This window comes from Roseibium hamelinense, from assembly GCF_007830545.1.
GTDB classification, from domain to species: Bacteria; Pseudomonadota; Alphaproteobacteria; order Rhizobiales; family Stappiaceae; genus Roseibium; species Roseibium hamelinense.
Genome location: NZ_VLLF01000009.1, coordinates 1 through 18046, shown reverse-complemented (window position 1 = coordinate 18046; position 18046 = coordinate 1). Strand labels below are relative to the sequence as shown.

At 53.8% G+C, this 18046-nt stretch carries 14 protein-coding genes; 6 read left to right on the top strand and 8 right to left on the bottom strand.

Annotated features, from left to right (window positions below; all coding sequences use genetic code 11):
• Positions 1–32: 32 nt before the first annotated feature.
• Positions 33–1079 carry an ABC transporter ATP-binding protein gene (locus JM93_RS16980; protein WP_145345889.1) on the top strand — a complete coding sequence of 349 codons (1047 nt, stop codon included), beginning with the start codon at positions 33–35 and terminating at the stop codon, positions 1077–1079.
• A gap of 15 nt (positions 1080–1094) precedes the next feature.
• Here the strand turns inward: JM93_RS16980 and JM93_RS16975 are convergent, their stop codons facing one another.
• Positions 1095–2801 (bottom strand): ABC transporter permease, encoded by a 1707-nt coding sequence (locus tag JM93_RS16975; protein WP_145345887.1) that lies wholly within the window; start codon positions 2799–2801, stop codon positions 1095–1097.
• A gap of 12 nt (positions 2802–2813) precedes the next feature.
• The gene (locus tag JM93_RS16970) at positions 2814–3794 is read right to left on the bottom strand and encodes an ABC transporter substrate-binding protein (RefSeq protein ID WP_145345885.1); all 981 of its coding nucleotides are present in this window, start codon (positions 3792–3794) and stop codon (positions 2814–2816) included.
• 241 nt (positions 3795–4035) lie between these two features.
• On the opposite strand from JM93_RS16970, the gene gndA reads away from it, so the two are divergent.
• Positions 4036–5466: an NADP-dependent phosphogluconate dehydrogenase gene (gene gndA / locus JM93_RS16965; protein WP_208995259.1), complete on the top strand. Its 1431-nt coding sequence runs from the start codon at positions 4036–4038 to the stop codon at positions 5464–5466.
• Positions 5467–5530: 64 nt separating this feature from the next.
• Here the strand turns inward: gndA and JM93_RS16960 are convergent, their stop codons facing one another.
• The 3 genes from JM93_RS16960 to JM93_RS16950 all read right to left on the bottom strand — a co-directional run bounded on the left by JM93_RS16960 (position 5531) and on the right by JM93_RS16950 (position 7793).
• Positions 5531–6349, bottom strand: coding sequence for a sugar phosphate isomerase/epimerase family protein (locus JM93_RS16960; RefSeq protein ID WP_145345881.1), 819 nt, complete (start codon positions 6347–6349; stop codon positions 5531–5533).
• Positions 6350–6435: 86 nt separating this feature from the next.
• Positions 6436–7383 carry a 2-hydroxyacid dehydrogenase gene (locus JM93_RS16955; protein WP_145345879.1) on the bottom strand — a complete coding sequence of 316 codons (948 nt, stop codon included), beginning with the start codon at positions 7381–7383 and terminating at the stop codon, positions 6436–6438.
• The gene (locus JM93_RS16950; protein ID WP_145345877.1) at positions 7380–7793 is read right to left on the bottom strand and encodes a VOC family protein; all 414 of its coding nucleotides are present in this window, start codon (positions 7791–7793) and stop codon (positions 7380–7382) included. Before JM93_RS16950 ends, JM93_RS16955 begins: the two co-directional genes overlap by 4 nt.
• A 610-nt stretch (positions 7794–8403) precedes the next feature.
• Here JM93_RS16950 and JM93_RS16945 point away from each other — a divergent pair.
• From JM93_RS16945 to JM93_RS16935, 3 genes are all read left to right on the top strand, one after another.
• Positions 8404–9396 carry an ABC transporter substrate-binding protein gene (locus tag JM93_RS16945; protein WP_145345875.1) on the top strand — a complete coding sequence of 331 codons (993 nt, stop codon included), beginning with the start codon at positions 8404–8406 and terminating at the stop codon, positions 9394–9396.
• Between the two features lie 96 nt (positions 9397–9492).
• A complete protein-coding gene (locus JM93_RS16940) occupies positions 9493–10377 on the top strand; it encodes an ABC transporter permease (protein ID WP_145345873.1) in 885 nt (294 codons plus the stop codon).
• Positions 10370–11404 (top strand): quaternary amine ABC transporter ATP-binding protein, encoded by a 1035-nt coding sequence (locus tag JM93_RS16935; protein ID WP_145345871.1) that lies wholly within the window; start codon positions 10370–10372, stop codon positions 11402–11404. Before JM93_RS16940 ends, JM93_RS16935 begins: the two co-directional genes overlap by 8 nt.
• Before the next feature lie 73 nt (positions 11405–11477).
• Here the strand turns inward: JM93_RS16935 and JM93_RS16930 are convergent, their stop codons facing one another.
• Genes JM93_RS16930 through JM93_RS16920 form a run of 3 tightly spaced genes read right to left on the bottom strand, consistent with a single transcriptional unit; the run spans position 11478 to position 16874 of the window.
• Positions 11478–12839, bottom strand: coding sequence for an HlyD family type I secretion periplasmic adaptor subunit (locus tag JM93_RS16930; RefSeq protein WP_145345869.1), 1362 nt, complete (start codon positions 12837–12839; stop codon positions 11478–11480).
• Positions 12840–12898: 59 nt separating this feature from the next.
• Positions 12899–15094 carry a peptidase domain-containing ABC transporter gene (locus tag JM93_RS16925; RefSeq protein ID WP_145345867.1) on the bottom strand — a complete coding sequence of 732 codons (2196 nt, stop codon included), beginning with the start codon at positions 15092–15094 and terminating at the stop codon, positions 12899–12901.
• Between the two features lie 13 nt (positions 15095–15107).
• Positions 15108–16874 (bottom strand): peptidase domain-containing ABC transporter, encoded by a 1767-nt coding sequence (locus JM93_RS16920; RefSeq protein WP_145345865.1) that lies wholly within the window; start codon positions 16872–16874, stop codon positions 15108–15110.
• Between the two features lie 174 nt (positions 16875–17048).
• Between JM93_RS16920 and JM93_RS21790 the strand changes: the two genes are divergently transcribed.
• A partial coding sequence (locus JM93_RS21790; protein ID WP_170230716.1) for a cadherin repeat domain-containing protein occupies positions 17049–18046 on the top strand: 998 nt, incomplete at its 3' end.

Below are 18046 nucleotides of genomic sequence, written 5' to 3'. Positions count from 1 at the left end.
TTACTGTCATGCACCATGCGTAAACGGGCGCCATGACCATATCTGTCTCGTCAGTCTCCAAGTATTTTTATAGCCATGCGGCCCTTGATGGTGTTTCGATTAATATTGAAAAAGGCGAGTTTTTCGTCGTCCTTGGTCCGTCTGGATGCGGTAAATCCACCTTGCTTCGATCGATAGCGGGTCTGGAGACAATTGACGGCGGTGAAATTCACTTGGCTGGGCACCATGTTGCCGGCAAAGGCACGCATGTACCTCCCGAAAAACGCAACGTCGGGGTGGTTTTTCAGTCCTACGCTTTGTGGCCGCATATGAGTGTATCGGGCAATGTGGCCTTTCCGTTGGAAACTGCCCGGTTGGCGAAAAACGACATCGCGGCTCAAACCCGCAACTGCCTGGAACGGGTGGAGCTTTTACCCTATGCAGACCGCAAGCCCGCAGATCTGTCCGGCGGCCAAAGGCAGCGCGTTGCCCTTGCCAGGTGTTTGGCGCAAGGTGCCCAAACGGTTCTTATGGATGAGCCGCTCGCCAATCTCGACCCGCACCTGCGGCATGCTATGGAAGAAGAGCTGTCGGACTTCCACCGCGCTACAGGTGCGACAACGTTGTTCATCACGCATGATCAACGCGAAGCAATGGCACTGGCGGATCGTGTTGCCCTGATGTGGGACGGTAAGGTTCTTCAGGTTGACCATCCCCATCGGCTTTACAGCAAGCCAAAAAATGAGCGGGTCGCAAGCTTCATTGGCCGTGGGAGCCTCGTTGATGTTGTCGTCAAAAAAGCTGACAGAGGATTGGCCTTGATTGCGTTTTCAGGCGTGCATGTGCCTGTGCGCTGCGCGGAAAATGCAAGTGAAGGCGATGGCCAATTGCTGATCCGTCCAGAGCAAATTGTTGTAAGCCCGGATGGTGATGGGATTTCAGGTCGTGTTGCCCGGGTGACCTATCGTGGCGGTTTTTGGGAAGTACATGTGCAGCTGAATGCCAGCCAGCCAGCTGTTCTCGTGAATACCAGTCGGCGGGTTACCGAAGGGGACAAGGTTTCTCTTAGAATTGAAGATGCTTGGCTTTTGCCAGAGTAAAACTGCTCTTTGGTCTCAATTCACCCAAGGAATCGTACCGGTTGGCACGCGCCTTCGGAGTGCATTCATGGCGATCATGATGAAAACGGTTGCGACCACTACCACTGTCGACATGGCTGCTGCAAGTGTGGTGTAACCACCGTCTTCGTAATTGAAAATGGTCGTGCCGATGGTTTCGTTTCCGGTAGACCAGAGCAGTGCCGAAACTGTGACTTCATTGTATGCTGTCAGGAAAACGAGGACGGCTCCGGACGCGGCGGCAGGCGCGACGAGCGGGGCAAACACAATCCGTAGTCTGCGCTCGAAGCCCGCGCCTGCCACCCGTGCTGCATCTTCTAGGCTCCGATCAAGTTGCAGGAACACTGCCCCTACGGGCTTCAGTCCTATTGCGAGAAAGCAGGACATGTAAGCGATCAAGATGATCCAAATGGTTCCGTAAAGTGAGATGTTCAAAAACGGCAGCGGCGCTATGAATGCAAGTATGAAAGCGATCGACATAACAAGCCCAGGAACCGCAAACGCCACTTCAGCCTGCCCTAAAGCCAAACCAGCCGCACGCCGATGGCTTTTTGTGCGGTGTGACAGAAAGTATCCCAGCAAGATGCTGATCACAGCGATCCCGATCGACGCGGCTGCCGCGATGAATGTTGAGTTTACGAATGCTCGCAAGGTTACGGATTGGCGCCAGAGGATTTCTGCAAAATTTTCAAATGTGATTGTATTGATGGCGAGTGGCACACCGTAGGTCTTCACCAACGCAGTGGCTACGAGTGACGCAGCCGGCAGTAAAAGCACGGCGCCGACAAATGCCCACAGACCAAGCTCAATGTAGGTGCGGTTCCGGCCAAGCGGTATTGCTAGGGTTGTTTGCGGCGGCCCGATAAGAGTTGTGCGCATACGGTGTTGGAAATAGCTTTGCAGGCTGATTGCAGCCAATGCGACAGCAGCCAATATTACCGATATTACAGCCACGTTTGGCAAGACATCCGGACCGAAGCTTGCAAGCCGCCGCCAGACCAGAACCGGGAGCGTTGTGTAGCGTGCCGGGATCCCGATCAGCGCATTAATGCCGAAGTTTCCAAGTGCGGCTACAAAGGCCAGTGCAAACCCGGCCAGCAAGGAGGGAGCAAGAAGGGGCAAGGTAACGCGGACAAGCATTCGCAGAGCGCCGGCCCCTGAAACACGCGCGGCATCCGAAAGCTCCCGAGGAAAAGAGCGCAGTGCAGCTCGAACCAGCAAGAAAACCAAAGGGCTGTGCTGAAGCGTCAGAAGCAATACCAGGCCTTCCCGAGAATAGAGCGGATGTGTTGATCCGATTTCCGGTGCGATGCCAAGCCATCGCAGGACCGGACTGGCGGGGCCAAGTGCTTGGATCCAGGCGATCGCGGTAACGTGCGGAGGGATCATCATGGGCAGTAGGATCAAGAAGACCAACAGGCCTTTTGCGCGTACATCGGTCAGGCTGATCAAGAGGGCAACCGATGCACCGAGCAGCGTTGCTGCGCATGCAGACAAAAAACTGCTTTCCAAAGAATGCCAAAGAGCCCGTTGGACGGACCGGCTGTTGAGCGCCTCCAGCAATGGACCAAGGGAAAGGGCGCCGTCGCTGGTGAAACCGAGCTTGAACAGCAGAAAAAGCGGAAGTCCGCAGACAATCGTGGCTGCGAGAAGCAGAATGGCAAGGGTTAGGCCCTCGCCATTCAAGTGCCGGGAAAGCGCCATTTTGCTTGAGTGCTAGCCGCCGAAAATTTCGGAAAACTTAAGCTTGTTGGCCTGATCTTGCTCGAGTGCCTGCGCAGGATCAAAGTCCATCAACTTGATTTGGTCGCGCGCCGGAAAGCCTCTTGGTGGCGCTACAGCAGGATGTGCGGCAAGGTATCCTTGAGAAGCAGCCAATTTTTGCCCCTCTTCGGAGATCAAGAAATCCACAAATGCTTTTGCCGCGTCCGGGTTTTGCGCCGTCGACAGAATCGCCACCGGTTCGGTCACAGCGGAAACCCCTTCTTCGGGGAATACAAATTCCACCGGGGCGCCTTCAAGCTTGTTGCGGATCGGCAGAAAGTCGACCACGAAACCGTAAAGCTTTTCACCGCCTGCAATGGCCTTGTAGGTGCCGCCGTTTCCGCCCTGTGGATTTGCGCCCTGGTCCGACAAACCCTCGTAGTAGGCCCAGCCAAGGTCAGGATTGGTTGTTAAGGCCGCCATATGGATCGTTGCGGCCCCGGATGTGAGCGGCGACGGCATTGCTATTTTGCCTTTTGCTTCGTCCTTCAAAAGGTCCTGGTAAGACGTTGGCTTCATGGGCGCGTTGGTATTGTAGACAATCCCGGTGGTGATCAGTTTTGTCGAGAAATAGGTCTTGTCCTCGTCCATAATCGCAGGGTCATAAGCGGAAACATCTGCGGATTCATGGGCCATCAAGCGACCTGCGGTTTTTAGACCTTCCATGGTCACCATGTCGGCGATCAGGAGAACGTCCGGTTTCGGAGTTCCGGCTTCAAACTCGGCGCGCAATTTAGCCATCACTTTTGTGGTGCCATCACGCACCCACTCCACGTCGACGCCTGGATGTTTTGCCGTAAAGGCATCCACGGTCGCTTGCGCATCTGCATTGGGCTGGGACGTGTACAGGATGAGTTTACCGGAAACGTCATCGGCAAGCACAGAGCCGGAAGCAACAGCCCAAAGGCCCGCTGCGATCAGTAGCGTTTTCATATCTCAGATCCTTTTGCAGCGACCCGCTGGAAAACAGGAGGCTGCGGGTCACAATTCGCGTATCAGGCTTCTGTGACAGATTTTTCCGGATTTATGTCGTTTCGCTTAGTAATAATTACTGACGGGTGACTTTGCCCGGGCATGGAACACGCAGATATCAGTGGTTTGCGGATTGCGCCGCCTTGGTCTAATGAGCACGCCAAGTCTTTTTGACAGTTTTTGCGACACGAAAGGAATGTCGATGACCGCAAGTAGCTCGGGCGCGGGGGCGGACATTGGCCTTGTTGGCCTAGGGACCATGGGGGCAAACCTGGCCCTTAACATTGCGGAGAACGGGTTCAAAATTGCGGTTTACAATCGCACGACCGCAAAAACTGTGGCGTTCCATGAAAATGCGGGTGATTTGGCCGGGAACGTTGTCCCGGCATTGGATCTCGAAAACTTTGTACAATCGCTCAAACGCCCTCGAGCTGTCATCCTCATGGTACCGGCAGGAGAGGCAGTCGACGCGCAGATCCAGGCCCTCGCACCGCTTTTGGATTGGGAAGACCTTATTATCGACGCCGGGAATGCGGATTACCATGATACCAACCTCCGTGCTCAGGCCACGATGAACTCGGGCCCAAGGTTCATGGGTATTGGCGTTTCTGGAGGAGAAGAGGGAGCTCGCCACGGGCCATCAATTATGGCTGGGGGGGCGAAAGACGGATGGGACGAGGTCGCCCCTATCCTAAAGGCAATTTCAGCAAAATATGAAGATTCTCCCTGTGCGGCTCATCTTGGCGAAGCAGGGGCAGGTCATCTCGTCAAAACCGTTCACAACGGCATTGAATATGCCGATATGCAAATGATCGCCGAGGTCTACGGTATTATGCGGGACGGCTATGGCTACACTGCGGTTCAAACCGCGGAAGTTTTTGAAGCGTGGGACCGGGGCGCTCTCCAGTCCTATCTCATAAAAATTTCCGGAAAGGTCAGTCGGGCAGTGGATCCAGAAACGGCAGCCCCGATGCTTGATGTAATTCTCGATAGGGCAGGACAAAAAGGCACCGGACGCTGGACAGCAATCGAAGCTCTGATGCTTAGCACGCCTATGGGCACTATCGAAGCTGCTGTCGGCGCCCGCAACATGTCCGCGCTCATTGGAAAGCGCCGGCAGGGTCAGGCGTTGTTTGGACCGTCCGTTCAAAAAATGTCATCGGACCAGATCGCCCCAAGTCTGTTGGAAGCTGCTCTGATCGCCGGCAAAATTATCTGCTATGCTCAGGGTTTTGAACTCATTTCAGCCGCCGCCAAACAATATGATTGGTCCATGCCCCTAGCGGATATAGCCCGTATCTGGCGAGCCGGCTGCATCATCCGGTCTTCGATGCTCAACGACATGGCTTCAGCACTTTCGGACGATCCTGATCGCAATTTGATGTTTGCGCCGTATTTCGCGGAACGTCTTAAGGAAACACATGAAGCTTTACGCGCTGTTGTCGCCCAAGGGGCCATGCATGGCTTGCCGGTACCTGCGCTGTCCGCGGCGCTGTCCTACTTCGATACCATGCGCACCGAGCGATCAACCGCGAATTTGTTGCAGGCACAACGGGACTTTTTCGGGGCTCACGGCTTCGAACGGGTGGACCGTGAAGGGAAGGGGTTTCACGGTCCATGGGCTATGGGTTGAAACGAATAACTGACTGAGCCACGTTATTCGGCTTAAAACCTTAGGTTTTCGGCGGGTTTTTAGGTTACTGCGCAAGGCCGAGTGCGGCCATTTTCGCGATTGATTCCGGAACACCGTTGTGATCCCGAAGCTCGATAATCAAGCGCGGCTTGCTCCCGATTTTGCTCAGTGCTTCAAAAACTGAGGGCCAGTTGATTGTGCCCTCTCCAAGGGCCCAATGACGATCCGCGTAGCCATCGGCATCCTGCAAGTGGACATGCGCAAGCATGTCGCCTGCGGCTTTCACGTAGTAATCGACCGGCGGAGCGCCTGTCGACCCGTGGGCATAGTGCGCGTGTCCTGTATCTATTGACACCTTCACCGCTGTGGACCCGAAACTCTGCGCAAGCCGAAGCCGGTCGTTCGGATCTTTATCTTCTATGTTTTCGATGACGAGCTCGCATCCAATGTCTTCAGCACGCTTAACCGCCGGCCCCATTGTTTCCTGGCACAGCTCAATTTTCCGTTCTCGACCGCGATCGTAGTTGTCTAAATTGTTGTAATCCCAGGTCGAAAACGGACTGTGGACGACCATGTGTGTTCCGCCTAGGCGTTCGCAGACATCTAGCCCCTGGAGAAGACGCTTTTTGACAATGCTCCGAACCTCCGGATCCATGGCATCCAGCGTAAAGCCCCAGAACGGGCCGTGGATCCCGCGCCGGCCTTCATGACCATCAAGGAGCTTAAGCGCGGTGTCGACACTCTCTTGCCAGTTTCCGTTCAGGAGGTCAGCGCTGATGAAGTCCTGAAGCTCAAGGTCCCTCGGCCTGGCGAGCATCAGCTCCCGGTGAACTTTAAAGCCATTAATGGACAGTGCGGCGCCGAGAACGGGGAGGTCGGTCATGGAGCGGTCTTTCTAAAGTGGTCGACTGGTCCATGACCGCTTAAGCGGCCTCGCTGACAGATTTGCGACAGGCGTTTAAGTTTGACCTAATATCCCCGGCCACGGTCAACGGTTTCGGGTAGCTCGCCGGTTTGCAGATAGCGCGAAATGTTCTGCGCGACGATCCTAACAGCTGTTCTTGTGACCGTTGGTGCCGATATATGCGGTAAAACCGTAATTTTCTCGTGTAGCCAAAACGGGTGTTTTTGAGGCAACGGCTCTTGGTCGAACACATCCAGAACAGCGTGGCTCAAGTGTCCACTGTCTAGCGCTTTCAAGAGATCGCCGTCGTTTAGAACAGGCCCCCTGGAGAAATTGATTAAAGCGGCACCTCTCGGCAGTTTGCTGAAGGCCCTTGAATCGACAAGACCTGCGGTTTCAGCGGTCAATGGTACAAGAACCACCAGAATGTCAGATTGGCCAAGCACTGTGTCCAAGCCGTCAGAACCGGCATGCGTCTCAAGTCCCTCGATGTGCTTTTCCGACCTGCTCCATCCAGAAACCGGGAAACCATTGGCCCTGAGACGCAACGCCGAGCGCTGGCCTAGGTTTCCAAGACCAAGGATCCCAATTCGGCGCTCCTCAGGGAGCTTCAATTCATGTTCAATCCATTCTGATCGCCTTTGCTGGGCGCCGTAGCAAGGCATGTCCCGGTGGAGAAATAGGGACCAAGCCAAAACAGCCTCGGACATTGTTTCAGCCATTTGCGGATCGACCAGCCGCACGATCATCGGTCCATCTTCGGGAAGTTCTTTGGCTAGACGCTCTACGCCGGCCCAAAGACTGTGCACCCATTTCAAGTTGGGCAGTGCAGCGACTTCTTTCGAATCTGGGTTGGCAACGATCGCGATTGTTGCTGCTTGCCGCTCGGGTGCCGACAGATCAGAAAATGGCTTGACGATCCCGATACCATCCAAGGCCTCGGGTAGGGCGGTTTTCCAGGCCTGCCGTTCCTGGCCGCCAGCGCTGGAGATAAACGGAATAACTAATGTCATTGTGCGAAAACACCGTCAAAATTTGCAAAGCCCTTTAACTCGATGGGGTTTCCAGATGGATCGGTGAAAAACATTGTGCTTTGCTCGCCTGGTTCACCGGCGAAACGGACTGATGGCTTAACTATAAAGTCCATATTGAGAGCTATAAGCCGATCAGCGAGGGCCTGCCATTTGTCCATGTCCAGCACAACACCAAGATGGGGCATAGGTACCATATGATCACCGACCATTCCGGTATTTTCCGTTTGAAATGGTGTTCCCAAATGCAGGGAAATCTGGTGGCCGAAAAAGTCAAAATCTACCCAATTGTCCGTGCTACGTCCTTCTGTGCAGCCTAAGACATTTCCATAAAACTCACGGGATTTTTTGAGGTCGGTTACATTGTAAGCCAGATGAAAAACAGATCGCATGGAGTGCCTTCAAGTTCGCGGGGTGTCGTGTTCTGTATAACAATCCGCGTTTTACGCTACACTTCCTGATTGCGGAAGTGGCGCTCAGCGAATTGTTTATGTGACACTTGGACCGCCATGCATGTCCGGCAAAACATCTTTCAAACGAAAATTGTGTTGATACACCTTTTCCAAATATGAAAAGCAACAAGGCGCAGGTCTGGTAATCTTCTGATCTGGAATGACGGTTCTGCGAATGAATGTGTCGCAATAATGGCTGTCCTTGTTCAATTACTTGCCGACCTTTAGAGAAATGCAAGGCGGCTGTTGTATATGCTGTCGTATAGTGTAATGATATGTGATGTTAGATGCGGTTGAGCGTATGGAAATACATCCATGCGAAACTTTCTTTCGTCTCTAGTCGAAAAGAGAATGGCTGAGCAAGAAACAAGTTGATGTCTGTGATTGGTCTTCAATATAACTTTCTACCTCAGTGTGATTTTGTCGCATCGACGTTCCAAATTCCGAAAAAACCAACTGTCTCGCTTGTTCGGGCATGCGAATACTCATTCATTCGCGCTCTGAACGTTGAGCCAGGTCAAATAAGCAAAAATCAGCAAGGAGTACCTTCATGAGGAAGTTATTTGTATCAGCCGCGGCCTCCGCGATGTGTGTAGCAGCTTCGTCGGCAATGGCCGAGGACTGTGGTACCGTTACGATGGCCGAAATGAACTGGGCCTCAGCCGGTGCGATCGCACATATCGACAAGATCATTCTTGAAAACGGTTACGGCTGCACGGTCGAACTGGTGACCGGCGATACGATGCCGACGTTCACGTCGATGAATGAAAAGGCCGAGCCAGACATCGCTCCGGAACTCTGGATTAATGCAGTGCGCGAGCCACTCGATGCGGCTGTTGCTGAAGGCGAATTGATCATCGGCGGCGAAGTTCTCAATGAAGGTGGTGTGGAAGGGTTCTGGATCCCGACCTACCTCGCCGAGGAGCACAACATTTATACTGTTGAAGATGCATTGGCTCGTCCCGACCTCTTCCCGGGTGCAGAGGACGAAAGCAAAGGCGCTTTCTTCACCTGCCCAACTGGTTGGAACTGCCGCATCACCACAGGCAACCTGTTCCGTGCGTTTGACGCAGAGAACAAAGGTTTCGAGCTCGTTGACTCTGGATCTGCGGCAGGTTTGGACGGATCCATCGCACGTGCGTTTGAGCGCGATCAGGGGTGGCTTGGCTACTACTGGGCACCGACTGCGATCCTTGGCAAGTACGACATGACGCTGCTCGACTTCGAAGTGCCGCACAATAAGGAAGAGTGGGATACCTGTACCGTAATTGAAGACTGCCCGAACCCACAGAAAAATTCGTGGGTGAAGTCCGAAGTGTTCACTGTCGTGACCGATGAGTTTGCCGACAAGGCGGGCGTAGCTATGGATTACGTCAAGGGCCGTACTTGGGACAACCGGACTGCCGGTAAAGTTCTCGCATGGATGCAGGAAAACCAGGCGACCAACGAAGATGGCGCTTACTACTTTCTCGAAAACCATGAAGACGTGTGGAGTAACTGGGTGCCGGCTGACGTTGCTGAGAAAGTGAAAGCTGCTCTGTAAAAGAAAAACAGGCGACAAATCAAAAAGAAATGGAAGCCGCGCTTACACCCGCGCGGCTTCTGAACTGGGGCACAAACAGACCATCGGGGTAACAAGATGGATTGGATAGAGTTTCCGTCGCTGAGTCGCGGCACTCTCCGGGATTTGCGGATTTCCATTGATGGGAGTTTTCGCGAATTCACCCGGGCATATGGCGAAACGCTTGAACGTATGTTCGAGCCGCTCGAAGATTTTTTGGTCTTCCTCGAAGGTCTCCTGATCGGGTCGCCTTGGCCCATCGTTCTCGCAGTCTTGGTGGGTATCGTCTTTTTGATGAGCCGCGATCTCAAGGTTACCATTGGCTCTTTAATCGCGCTCGCGCTCATAGGCGTCTTCGGTATGTGGGAAGACACGATGCGCACCATTGCGATGGTAGCGACATGTACCCTTATGGCGGTTATTCTGGGCATTCCGATCGGAATTCTCATGGCACGATCGGATCGCGTGCAGGGCGTTGTGAATCCGATTCTCGACCTCATGCAAACCATGCCGAGTTTTGTCTATCTCATTCCTGTGGTGATGATCTTCGGCCTTGGTAAGGTTCCCGGCGTGATCGCTGTGGTCGTATACGCTATCCCGCCAATGATCCGCTTAACCAATCTTGGAATTAGACTGGTTGATTCAGACGTGTTGGAAGCAGCCGACGCTTTTGGTTCGAATGCACGCCAGAAGTTGACAAATGTCCAACTGCCGCTTGCGTTGCCAACAATCATGGCCGGTATCAACCAATGCATCATGATGTCACTGGCAATGGTTGTAATCGCATCAATGATTGGCGTGAAAGGACTTGGCCAGCCGGTTCTGAACGCAATTAACAACCAGTATTTCACCATGGGTGTAATGAACGGACTCGCCATTGTTGCAATCGCCATCATCTTTGACCGTGCAACCCAAGCCTATGGCAAACGCCTCCAGAAGCACTCGGAGGTGATCCATGGCTGAGGCAAAACACGGAATTGAAATCCGAAATCTGTACAAGATCTTTGGCCCGAATGGCAAAGAGATGGTGCAAAAGGTCAAAGACGGTATGTCGAAGGCCGAGCTCAATGAGAAGTTCAACCACGTCCTTGGTCTGAATGACATCAACATCTCCATGCCTGCCGGCCGGATACAGGTGGTCATGGGGTTGTCGGGCTCAGGCAAGTCGACCTTGATCCGCCACATCAACCGGTTGATCGACCCGACCGCAGGCGAGGTCATGTATGGCACCGACGACGTCTGCAAGATGTCCAAGAACGAGCTTCGGGAATTCCGCCGGCACAAGACGGCCATGGTGTTTCAGAAGTTCGCTTTGCTGCCGCATCGCACGGTAATGAAAAACGCGGTTTATGGCCTGGAAATCCAGGGCGTTCCGGAAAAGGAAGCAAAGGAACGGGCGTCTAGGTGGATTACTCGGGTAGGACTCGACGGTTTTGAAGACCATTATCCGAACCAGCTCTCGGGAGGCATGCAGCAGCGTGTCGGACTTGCGCGCGCACTGACCAACGATGCGGACATTCTTTTAATGGATGAGGCGTTTTCTGCACTTGATCCGCTCATCCGGATGGACATGCAGTCGGTGCTTCTTGACCTTCAGGAAGAACTTCACAAGACAATCGTGTTCATTACCCATGATCTGGATGAAGCGCTCCGCCTGGGAGATCGTATTGCGATTTTGCGGGATGGCGCGGTTATACAGCAAGGTACTGGCCAGGAAATCGTCCTTCGGCCTGCTGATGAATACATTTCCGATTTCGTTCGTGAGGTGAACCGTGGTCGGGTCATCAAAGTCGATACCGTGATGGACAAGTCGAAGAGTCTTGAAGGAGGTTTGACGATCCCGTCAGGCATCATGCTTGAAGAAGCGGCCAAAAAGTTTGCCGACACCGGGCAAAGTGAAGCCAGTGTTGTCAATGGAACCGGCGCGCCGCTCGGTGTCCTGACGGTCCAGGACACGATTACTGCCATGGTGACACCGTCCACCCACTAGAGGCATGAGACTTAAAACAACGAAAAAACCCGGCTCCTCGAGGAGCCGGGTTTTTTCGTTATGAGGTCTCTGGTTATCGTTCCGTGAAGATCGTACGCATGCCCCGGGTAATGGGATTGAGGAGGTAAGCGAGGATCGATTTAGAACCCGTAACCACCTGCGCGTTGACCTGCATTCCTGGCCGCACCGGCCGCTCTGTGCTCCCGCTGCCAATTGTATTTCCGGGAAAGGCGATGACGGCTTTAAAGTAGTACTCGCCATACTCGTCTTCGAAACTGGAGGCTGAGATCGTTTCAACTTCACCGGTGATCGTGCCGTGGACATTTGTATCGTAACTTGTCACTGAGATATCAGCCCTATCACCCACGCTGATGTGCCCAATGTCTTTCGGGTTCACTTTGACGTCTGCAACAAGACGTTCTGAAACAGGGACGATTTCGACAATCATATCTCCGGGATTGACAACCGCTCCCCGGCCACTCTGACCGAGCGTCTTAATGTAGCCTTCCACTGGCGCCTTGACGAAAAGTCGGTCTTGGCGATCCCTCAGTTTTTTGAGTTCTTGCTCAAGTTCATCTCGTTCCTGCGCGATCCGGGAGCGTTCATCTGCGACGTCCCGATTCACTTCCGCTCCGGCCTGTGACAGACTTGCCTGTGCTTCAGCGAGCATTTCACGGGCCTGGGCCAGGCTACCACCAAGCTGCTCCAACGTCACTTGCGCGCGCTGATATTCGCCCTTGGCTTCAAGGAACCTACGCCGTGATGTGTAGCCATCTTTAAGAAGGCCTTCCTGAATTTCAAATTTCTCTTTTTCTATTTCAACCTGCGTCAGCTGTATTGCGTATTGCGCTTCCAGGCTGGCAATCTCCGCTTGTTTTTGCGCCACACGAGCGGCAAGCGCGGCTTGCTCGTCCGACAGCGCTTGTTTGTTGGCGTTTAGTGCCGCCAACTGCTGAGCGCTTAGTCCCTCAACATTAACCTCCGGGACCTCAACACTCGATTGCAGGCGGAGTCCGACTGTTTCCGGGTTGTTGTATTCTTGTGCGAGCAGCCGTTGTTCTTCGAGCTCCAGGTACCTTAGTCTGCTTTGGATGCGCGCAAGCTCTGTTGTGGTGTCCTGTTTTTCAAGTCGAGCAAGCGGATCTCCTGCTTTAACCAGTTGGCCTTCCTCAACGAGCAACTCGTTGACAATGCCACCTTCCAAGTGTTCGACGGTCAGGATCTGGCCGGCTGGCATGATTTCGCCTGTTGTGTCAGCGACTTCGCGGATCTGGCCAAACGCAGCCCAGACAAGCAAAACCACGGCAGCGATCGTCAGCCCCGTCAGCAGCCTAGAATAAAAGGCTGGAGGGACGCCGTCCTCAAGCTCCAAAGGTAAACCAAGCCGTCCGTATACGGCCTTTTTAACCGGGTCTTTTTGATCACTCATACTCATCGTGCCAATCCTTTGGCCTTCAGTTCAAACAGGATAACGCGTCCTTGGCCCTTCTGGGGTCAGTGACGGCTTTGCAGTTTAAGAACATCATCAAGCACTTCATCGGGTTTACCTGCGACGGCCACTTGCCCGTGGCGCAGGTAAACCAACTGGTCGGCCAGCCTCATGTGGCTCGGGCGATATGTTGACAGGAGGATCGTCGATTCCCCCCGTACTTTGTTGATCTTTTTCATCAGCAGCTTGTCGCCCTCAAAGTCCAGGTTGCCTGCTGGGTTGTCGAGCAGATAAATCGGAGCCGGCCGGATGAAGGCCCGGGCGAGCAAGATACGCTGCTTCACGTAGTCCGGCAGCCGTTCGAGCAATTGCCCTGTCAGCCGCGTGTTGGGGCCCTCTGGCAATAGGTCGCTGAACTGGTCGAGGCCAAAATCATCGAAAGCGTCTTGAACCATGCGGTTGTCGGCTTGCGGGTTGGCCATTCTCAGGTTCTGGGCGACGGTTCCATAGAAAAAGTCGAAGTGTTCCGGGGCATATCCGATGGCGTACCGCCACTCGCCAGGGTCAAGCTGCCGGATATCGAGGTCGTCTACCAGGACCGCGCCCATTTGCGGGCGGTAAAGGCCAAGTGCCGTTTTGATGATTGAGGATTTGCCAGCGCCACTGGGACCGGTAATCGCTGTGACAGTGCCTTTGTCGACCTGTAGCGAAAAATTTCGCAAAGCAGGGTCGTTGCGTCCTGGGTAACGCAGTACAACGGATGAAAATCGCACAGTGCCGCCAAACTTGCGGTGAAGGCTTGGGAGCTTCCCAGGCTGGCGCTCTAGATCGATTTTCAAAAGACCGTCAATGCGTTCAATGGTTTGTTGGGCCTGGCCGAGCTGCGTGAGGCTCAGGAAGGCCTGATGCATCGGATTGAGCGAGCGCCAGGACAGAGCCATAACCGCGATCAGTGCGCCCGGCGTCAAACTGCCACTCATGACCATGACGGCTCCGAAGCCGAGCACACCAATGCCGCAAATCGTCATGAGTGTCTGCGACACGACTTGCATGGATTGCGACAAGTGCCGGGTCTTAAGATTCTTCATCGAAAAGTCCGCCGACAGATTCCTGTAGCGGTCGATCCAAACCTCGTCGGCTGACAGATCCCGGATTGCTTTATGTTTCGTCAGGGTTTCGACTGTTGCATTTTGCATCCGCGATTTCGCTTCACCGGCGACATTGATCGCGCGGCGCATGCGGGGCACCAAGAAGAAAGCGCCAATGACATAAAGAATTAGAAGACCTGCCGGCAAGATTGCTAAGGGCCCGGCGATAAGGGCCAAAGCGACAACAAAAATGGCTGAGAAGGGAAGATCTACAATAGCATTCGCCAGGTTGCCGTGGAACACGTCCCGCACACTGTCGAACTGGCGCAATCGGATAATCTGCGATCCGATCGGCGCCGAGTTGATCATGGGAAGCGGCAAATGCAGGAAGTGCCGGAACGTGGTGTTCGCTACCACAGCATCAAGCCGCGATCCGAAATAAGCTTGCAGACGGGCCTTCGTTGATTTTACCAGCCCATCCATCACCAGAATGACGCAGATGCCTGCGAGCAACGTTACGAGAACGGTTGGTGATTTTGCCGCAATCGCCTTGTCATACACATTCATGACGAACAAAGGCAGACCGAGGGCGAGCAGATTGGTCAGAAAACCGACCAAGAAGATTGACAGAATCGTGCCCCGGAAACGGTGGAACAGACGTGACGACCAGTGTTTGAATTCGGCCGTCTTCGCCATGGACGCATCGTCGGGATTAATCAGAAAGAGATCGCCGGTCTTGTCCAGTTTGGTATCAATCGTGACTTCATGCTGGTTTCTGCCGCTAAACGCATGGACCTTTCCATCACTAGAACGTCTGTAGCAGACAAAGACATCGTCACCTGTGTCCAAAAGGCATGGAAAATGTTCGTTGGTGAGGTCCTTTAACCGACGTTGCGTTTGCAGCGTGCGATAATTCAGGCGTGTGAGAACTGCACGTAAATCGAATGTATTCGAGATACCCTCCAGATGAGGCAACGCTTCGAACAAATGGCGTTCCATACCATCCCAGTTGAGCGCTTTCAGAAGTGGAAGAAGGCAGTTCTCAGCGACTGAAGACGCCCTGTCCCCTTGCCCGATTTGCTGATGCAGCCGTGTTGCAAGATCAGGTTGCGCACCTTTCGCTATTGTTTCGCCGCTTGCGGGTTCCTCGGTGGAGAAGGCTGCCAGTGACATGGTACTCGTATCCTTAGCTGGCTTTTCTGGTCACACGTGGCTGGATCGCTGGGCGTGCAGTCGCTTTGGGACCGCTTGGCCTGTGTCCAGTGCCGGTAAGCGTGCCGTCACGCATAGTGTATTCGATATCTGCAAGGGCCCGGAAAGAGGGGCGATGGCTTACGACGATCAGTGTTAATTGGCCCTTAATTCGCTTCAGGCCTTCGACCAATTGCGCCTCGCTGGCGTGATCAAGCGGCACATTCGCATCATCCAGGATAAGAAACTTTGGTTCGCCTGCCAAAGCGCGGGCGATCGCAATTCGCTGGATCATGGAAGCTGTCAGATTTTCCTCTATGCCCGTGCTCAACATAGTGTCGTAGCCGAGCGGTAGAAGGTGGATATCCTTTTCCAGCCCAATCAGACTTGCGGCCATTCGAGCCTTGCGCACGTCTGTCTGCGATCCGAAAAGCGTCAGATTTTGCAAGATCGTGCCCGCAAACATCTGTGCATCGTTCCCGACATAAGCGATTTGGCTGCGCAGTGGCTCATGGGCGGGTCCGAACAGGTCTTCGCCATCGAGCAAAATTCGGCCAGATGTCGGTCTTAAATCACCTGCCATGAGCCTTGAGATTGTTGACCGTCCGCTGCCGTCCGACCCTGCGATAGCGACTGATTGTCCTGCCTTGATCCGCAGTGAGACGTCGTGAATGGAGACCATAGAACCGCGGTGGTGCGTAAAGCTGACACCCGTGAGCTCAATATTCCCGGTGAGCGATGTGTGCCGAGCCTGCAAGGGCTGTGCTTGTGGAAGGTTGAAGAGACTGCGCGCGTCAGCAAAGTCATGACCGATCCGCTGCATATCGGTCCAGTGATTGATACCGCGAAGAAGGGGCTGAACCACTTGGCCTGCCAGCAAGGTGCACGCTGCAACCGTTCCGACACTGATGATACCACCCATCGCTAAAAGCGCTCCGACGGAAACGACGCCTACTGTTGTAAGGATCGTAAATAAGGAGGTCAGGTTGCGTGCCTTGTTAGAAAGCTCAATGTAGTCGTAGCCCTGTTGGGCGACCTGTTTTTGAAGCCTTTCGTATCTGCGCAGAATAATGGGTTCGAGGCCGAGCGACTTGATCGTGCTGAGGCCCGTCAGGACCTCAATGATAAAGTCATATTTTCGCTGATCCTGTTGAGAGCGTTTTTCGACCAGTGATGTCAGTCTGGTGTTCAGCCGTGCGGTCAGCAGCGCAAAGACGCCGAGGAGCACGATTGGAACAAGCGCAATCGGCCCGCCGATTAAAAACAGGACAACAAGAAATATCATGCTTGCGGGTATGTCGATCGGCAGCAGCCTGGCCTGCCCACCATAATGGTCACCAAGTGACTGAAGTGCGCGCAGGCTGTCGATTTGTTTGGAAACTGTGGCATCGTCGTCAATGTCCGAACGGCGATATAGAATCCTGCGAACAGCTTCGAGTTGCGCAAGGTGAGTGAATGAAGAAGCGAGCCAACTCACAATTGACAGTCGAAGTATTTTCAGGATGGCATCAAATAGCAGAACAACAGCAAGTCCAATCACAAGGACGATCAAGGTGTCAGTAGCATTGTTCGGGAGTATTCGATCGTAGACTTGAAGTATGGTCAGCGGCATCGCAAGTGCGAGCACGTTGATGAGCACTGAAGCTGCAATGACAGTTCCAGGAAGACGGGGTGGTTTAATAGTCTTGCCGCTAGTTGAACTCTTGAAAGAAAGTTCTGGGAGCGAAAGACTGCTTAAAGTATCCCTGATAAAACTAACCATACGTAATGCCTCCTGCAGCAATTAAAGTCCTGCAAACATTTCAAAAGCGTTTACCAAAGACATATTTTCCGCTGAGGAATTGAATAGAATAAGGTCCTCTATTTGATCTGATTCCCGCTTTGTTAACGCAACGTCGTTTGTATGGCCGCATGTAAAGTTGGAGTTTCTACGGTCATGAGCAACACGGACGTCAAAGACACACCGGAAAACGCAGCCGCAAACACACCCCCATCTGGGCAAGGTGCGCCTGTTGATACCGTGCGTGCGAGCGCGCAGGCGGGAGATCCATACCGGCCGGGTGAATCCAACGACTACACGCTAAACGTCGATCCGGGTGACAGCGGCGAAGCAACTATCGCCAATCTGTATCAGGCGGTACCTCTGGAACACGAAGGCTTTGGAGACCCGCTCCTTGACGAAGGGTCTGGAGACTCAGAAGGTTCCGGGTCTGGAGATGGATCCGGTCTTGGCGGCGGTTCCGGCCTTGGCCTGCCGCCTGTTCAACCATCTGGCAATTTAAGTGTGGTTCCAACATCCGATGCTGCGCCGGCGGGCGCGCCGGATGGCGGTGGTGGCGGAGATGCACCGGCCGCGCGCGGTCTTGACGCGACCCTTCCCCAGTTTGCTCTCGGCGGAGATGGTGTCGATGCTGGTGGTCAGAATGTTGGACCCGGCATCGGAAGCGGCAGCGGTGATCCTGAGGCATTTGCCACACCCACAGACGGCACGCCGGATGATTTCGGAAACGACGGCACGCCCGATGATGACGGCGATGATGAAGACCCGGATGATGGTCCTGACGACGACGATCCAGAAATTGACAATTCTCCAATCGGACCGGTGACGGATACGGATCTTGCCGCGAATGAATTCGATGAGGATGTTGGTCCTGGCACCGTTGTCGGACTTACGGGTTTTGCGGAGGATCCGGATGCAGGCGATACGGTGACATACGCAATCGACGATCCGCGGTTTGTCATTGATCCCGATACTGGTGTTGTAACCGTTGCCCCGAATGCCGAATTTGATGCGGAAACAGAGCCTTCCATTACGGTTGTTGTAACGGCGACGTCTTCGGACGGGTCTTCCTCTTCAGAAACCTTCACCTTCAATGTCTTGGATGTGAATGAAAATCCGATTGGTCCTGTGACCGACGAGAACGTTTCGGACAA

Excerpts from the sequence above, each read along its gene's own strand:
- JM93_RS16930 (WP_145345869.1), bottom strand. The coding sequence starts at position 12,839 with ATGAGTATGAGTGATCAAAAAGACCCGGTTAAAAAGGCCGTATACGGA.
- JM93_RS16945 (WP_145345875.1), top strand. The coding sequence starts at position 8,404 with ATGAGGAAGTTATTTGTATCAGCCGCGGCCTCCGCGATGTGTGTAGCA.
- JM93_RS16955 (WP_145345879.1), bottom strand. The coding sequence starts at position 7,383 with ATGACATTAGTTATTCCGTTTATCTCCAGCGCTGGCGGCCAGGAACGG.
- JM93_RS16975 (WP_145345887.1), bottom strand. The coding sequence starts at position 2,801 with ATGGCGCTTTCCCGGCACTTGAATGGCGAGGGCCTAACCCTTGCCATT.
- JM93_RS16920 (WP_145345865.1), bottom strand. The coding sequence starts at position 16,874 with ATGGTTAGTTTTATCAGGGATACTTTAAGCAGTCTTTCGCTCCCAGAA.
- JM93_RS16940 (WP_145345873.1), top strand. The coding sequence starts at position 9,493 with ATGGATTGGATAGAGTTTCCGTCGCTGAGTCGCGGCACTCTCCGGGAT.
- JM93_RS16925 (WP_145345867.1), bottom strand. The coding sequence starts at position 15,094 with ATGTCACTGGCAGCCTTCTCCACCGAGGAACCCGCAAGCGGCGAAACA.
- JM93_RS16980 (WP_145345889.1), top strand. The coding sequence starts at position 33 with ATGACCATATCTGTCTCGTCAGTCTCCAAGTATTTTTATAGCCATGCG.
- JM93_RS16935 (WP_145345871.1), top strand. The coding sequence starts at position 10,370 with ATGGCTGAGGCAAAACACGGAATTGAAATCCGAAATCTGTACAAGATC.
- JM93_RS16950 (WP_145345877.1), bottom strand. The coding sequence starts at position 7,793 with ATGCGATCTGTTTTTCATCTGGCTTACAATGTAACCGACCTCAAAAAA.
- gndA (WP_208995259.1), top strand. The coding sequence starts at position 4,036 with ATGACCGCAAGTAGCTCGGGCGCGGGGGCGGACATTGGCCTTGTTGGC.
- JM93_RS16960 (WP_145345881.1), bottom strand. The coding sequence starts at position 6,349 with ATGACCGACCTCCCCGTTCTCGGCGCCGCACTGTCCATTAATGGCTTT.
- JM93_RS16970 (WP_145345885.1), bottom strand. The coding sequence starts at position 3,794 with ATGAAAACGCTACTGATCGCAGCGGGCCTTTGGGCTGTTGCTTCCGGC.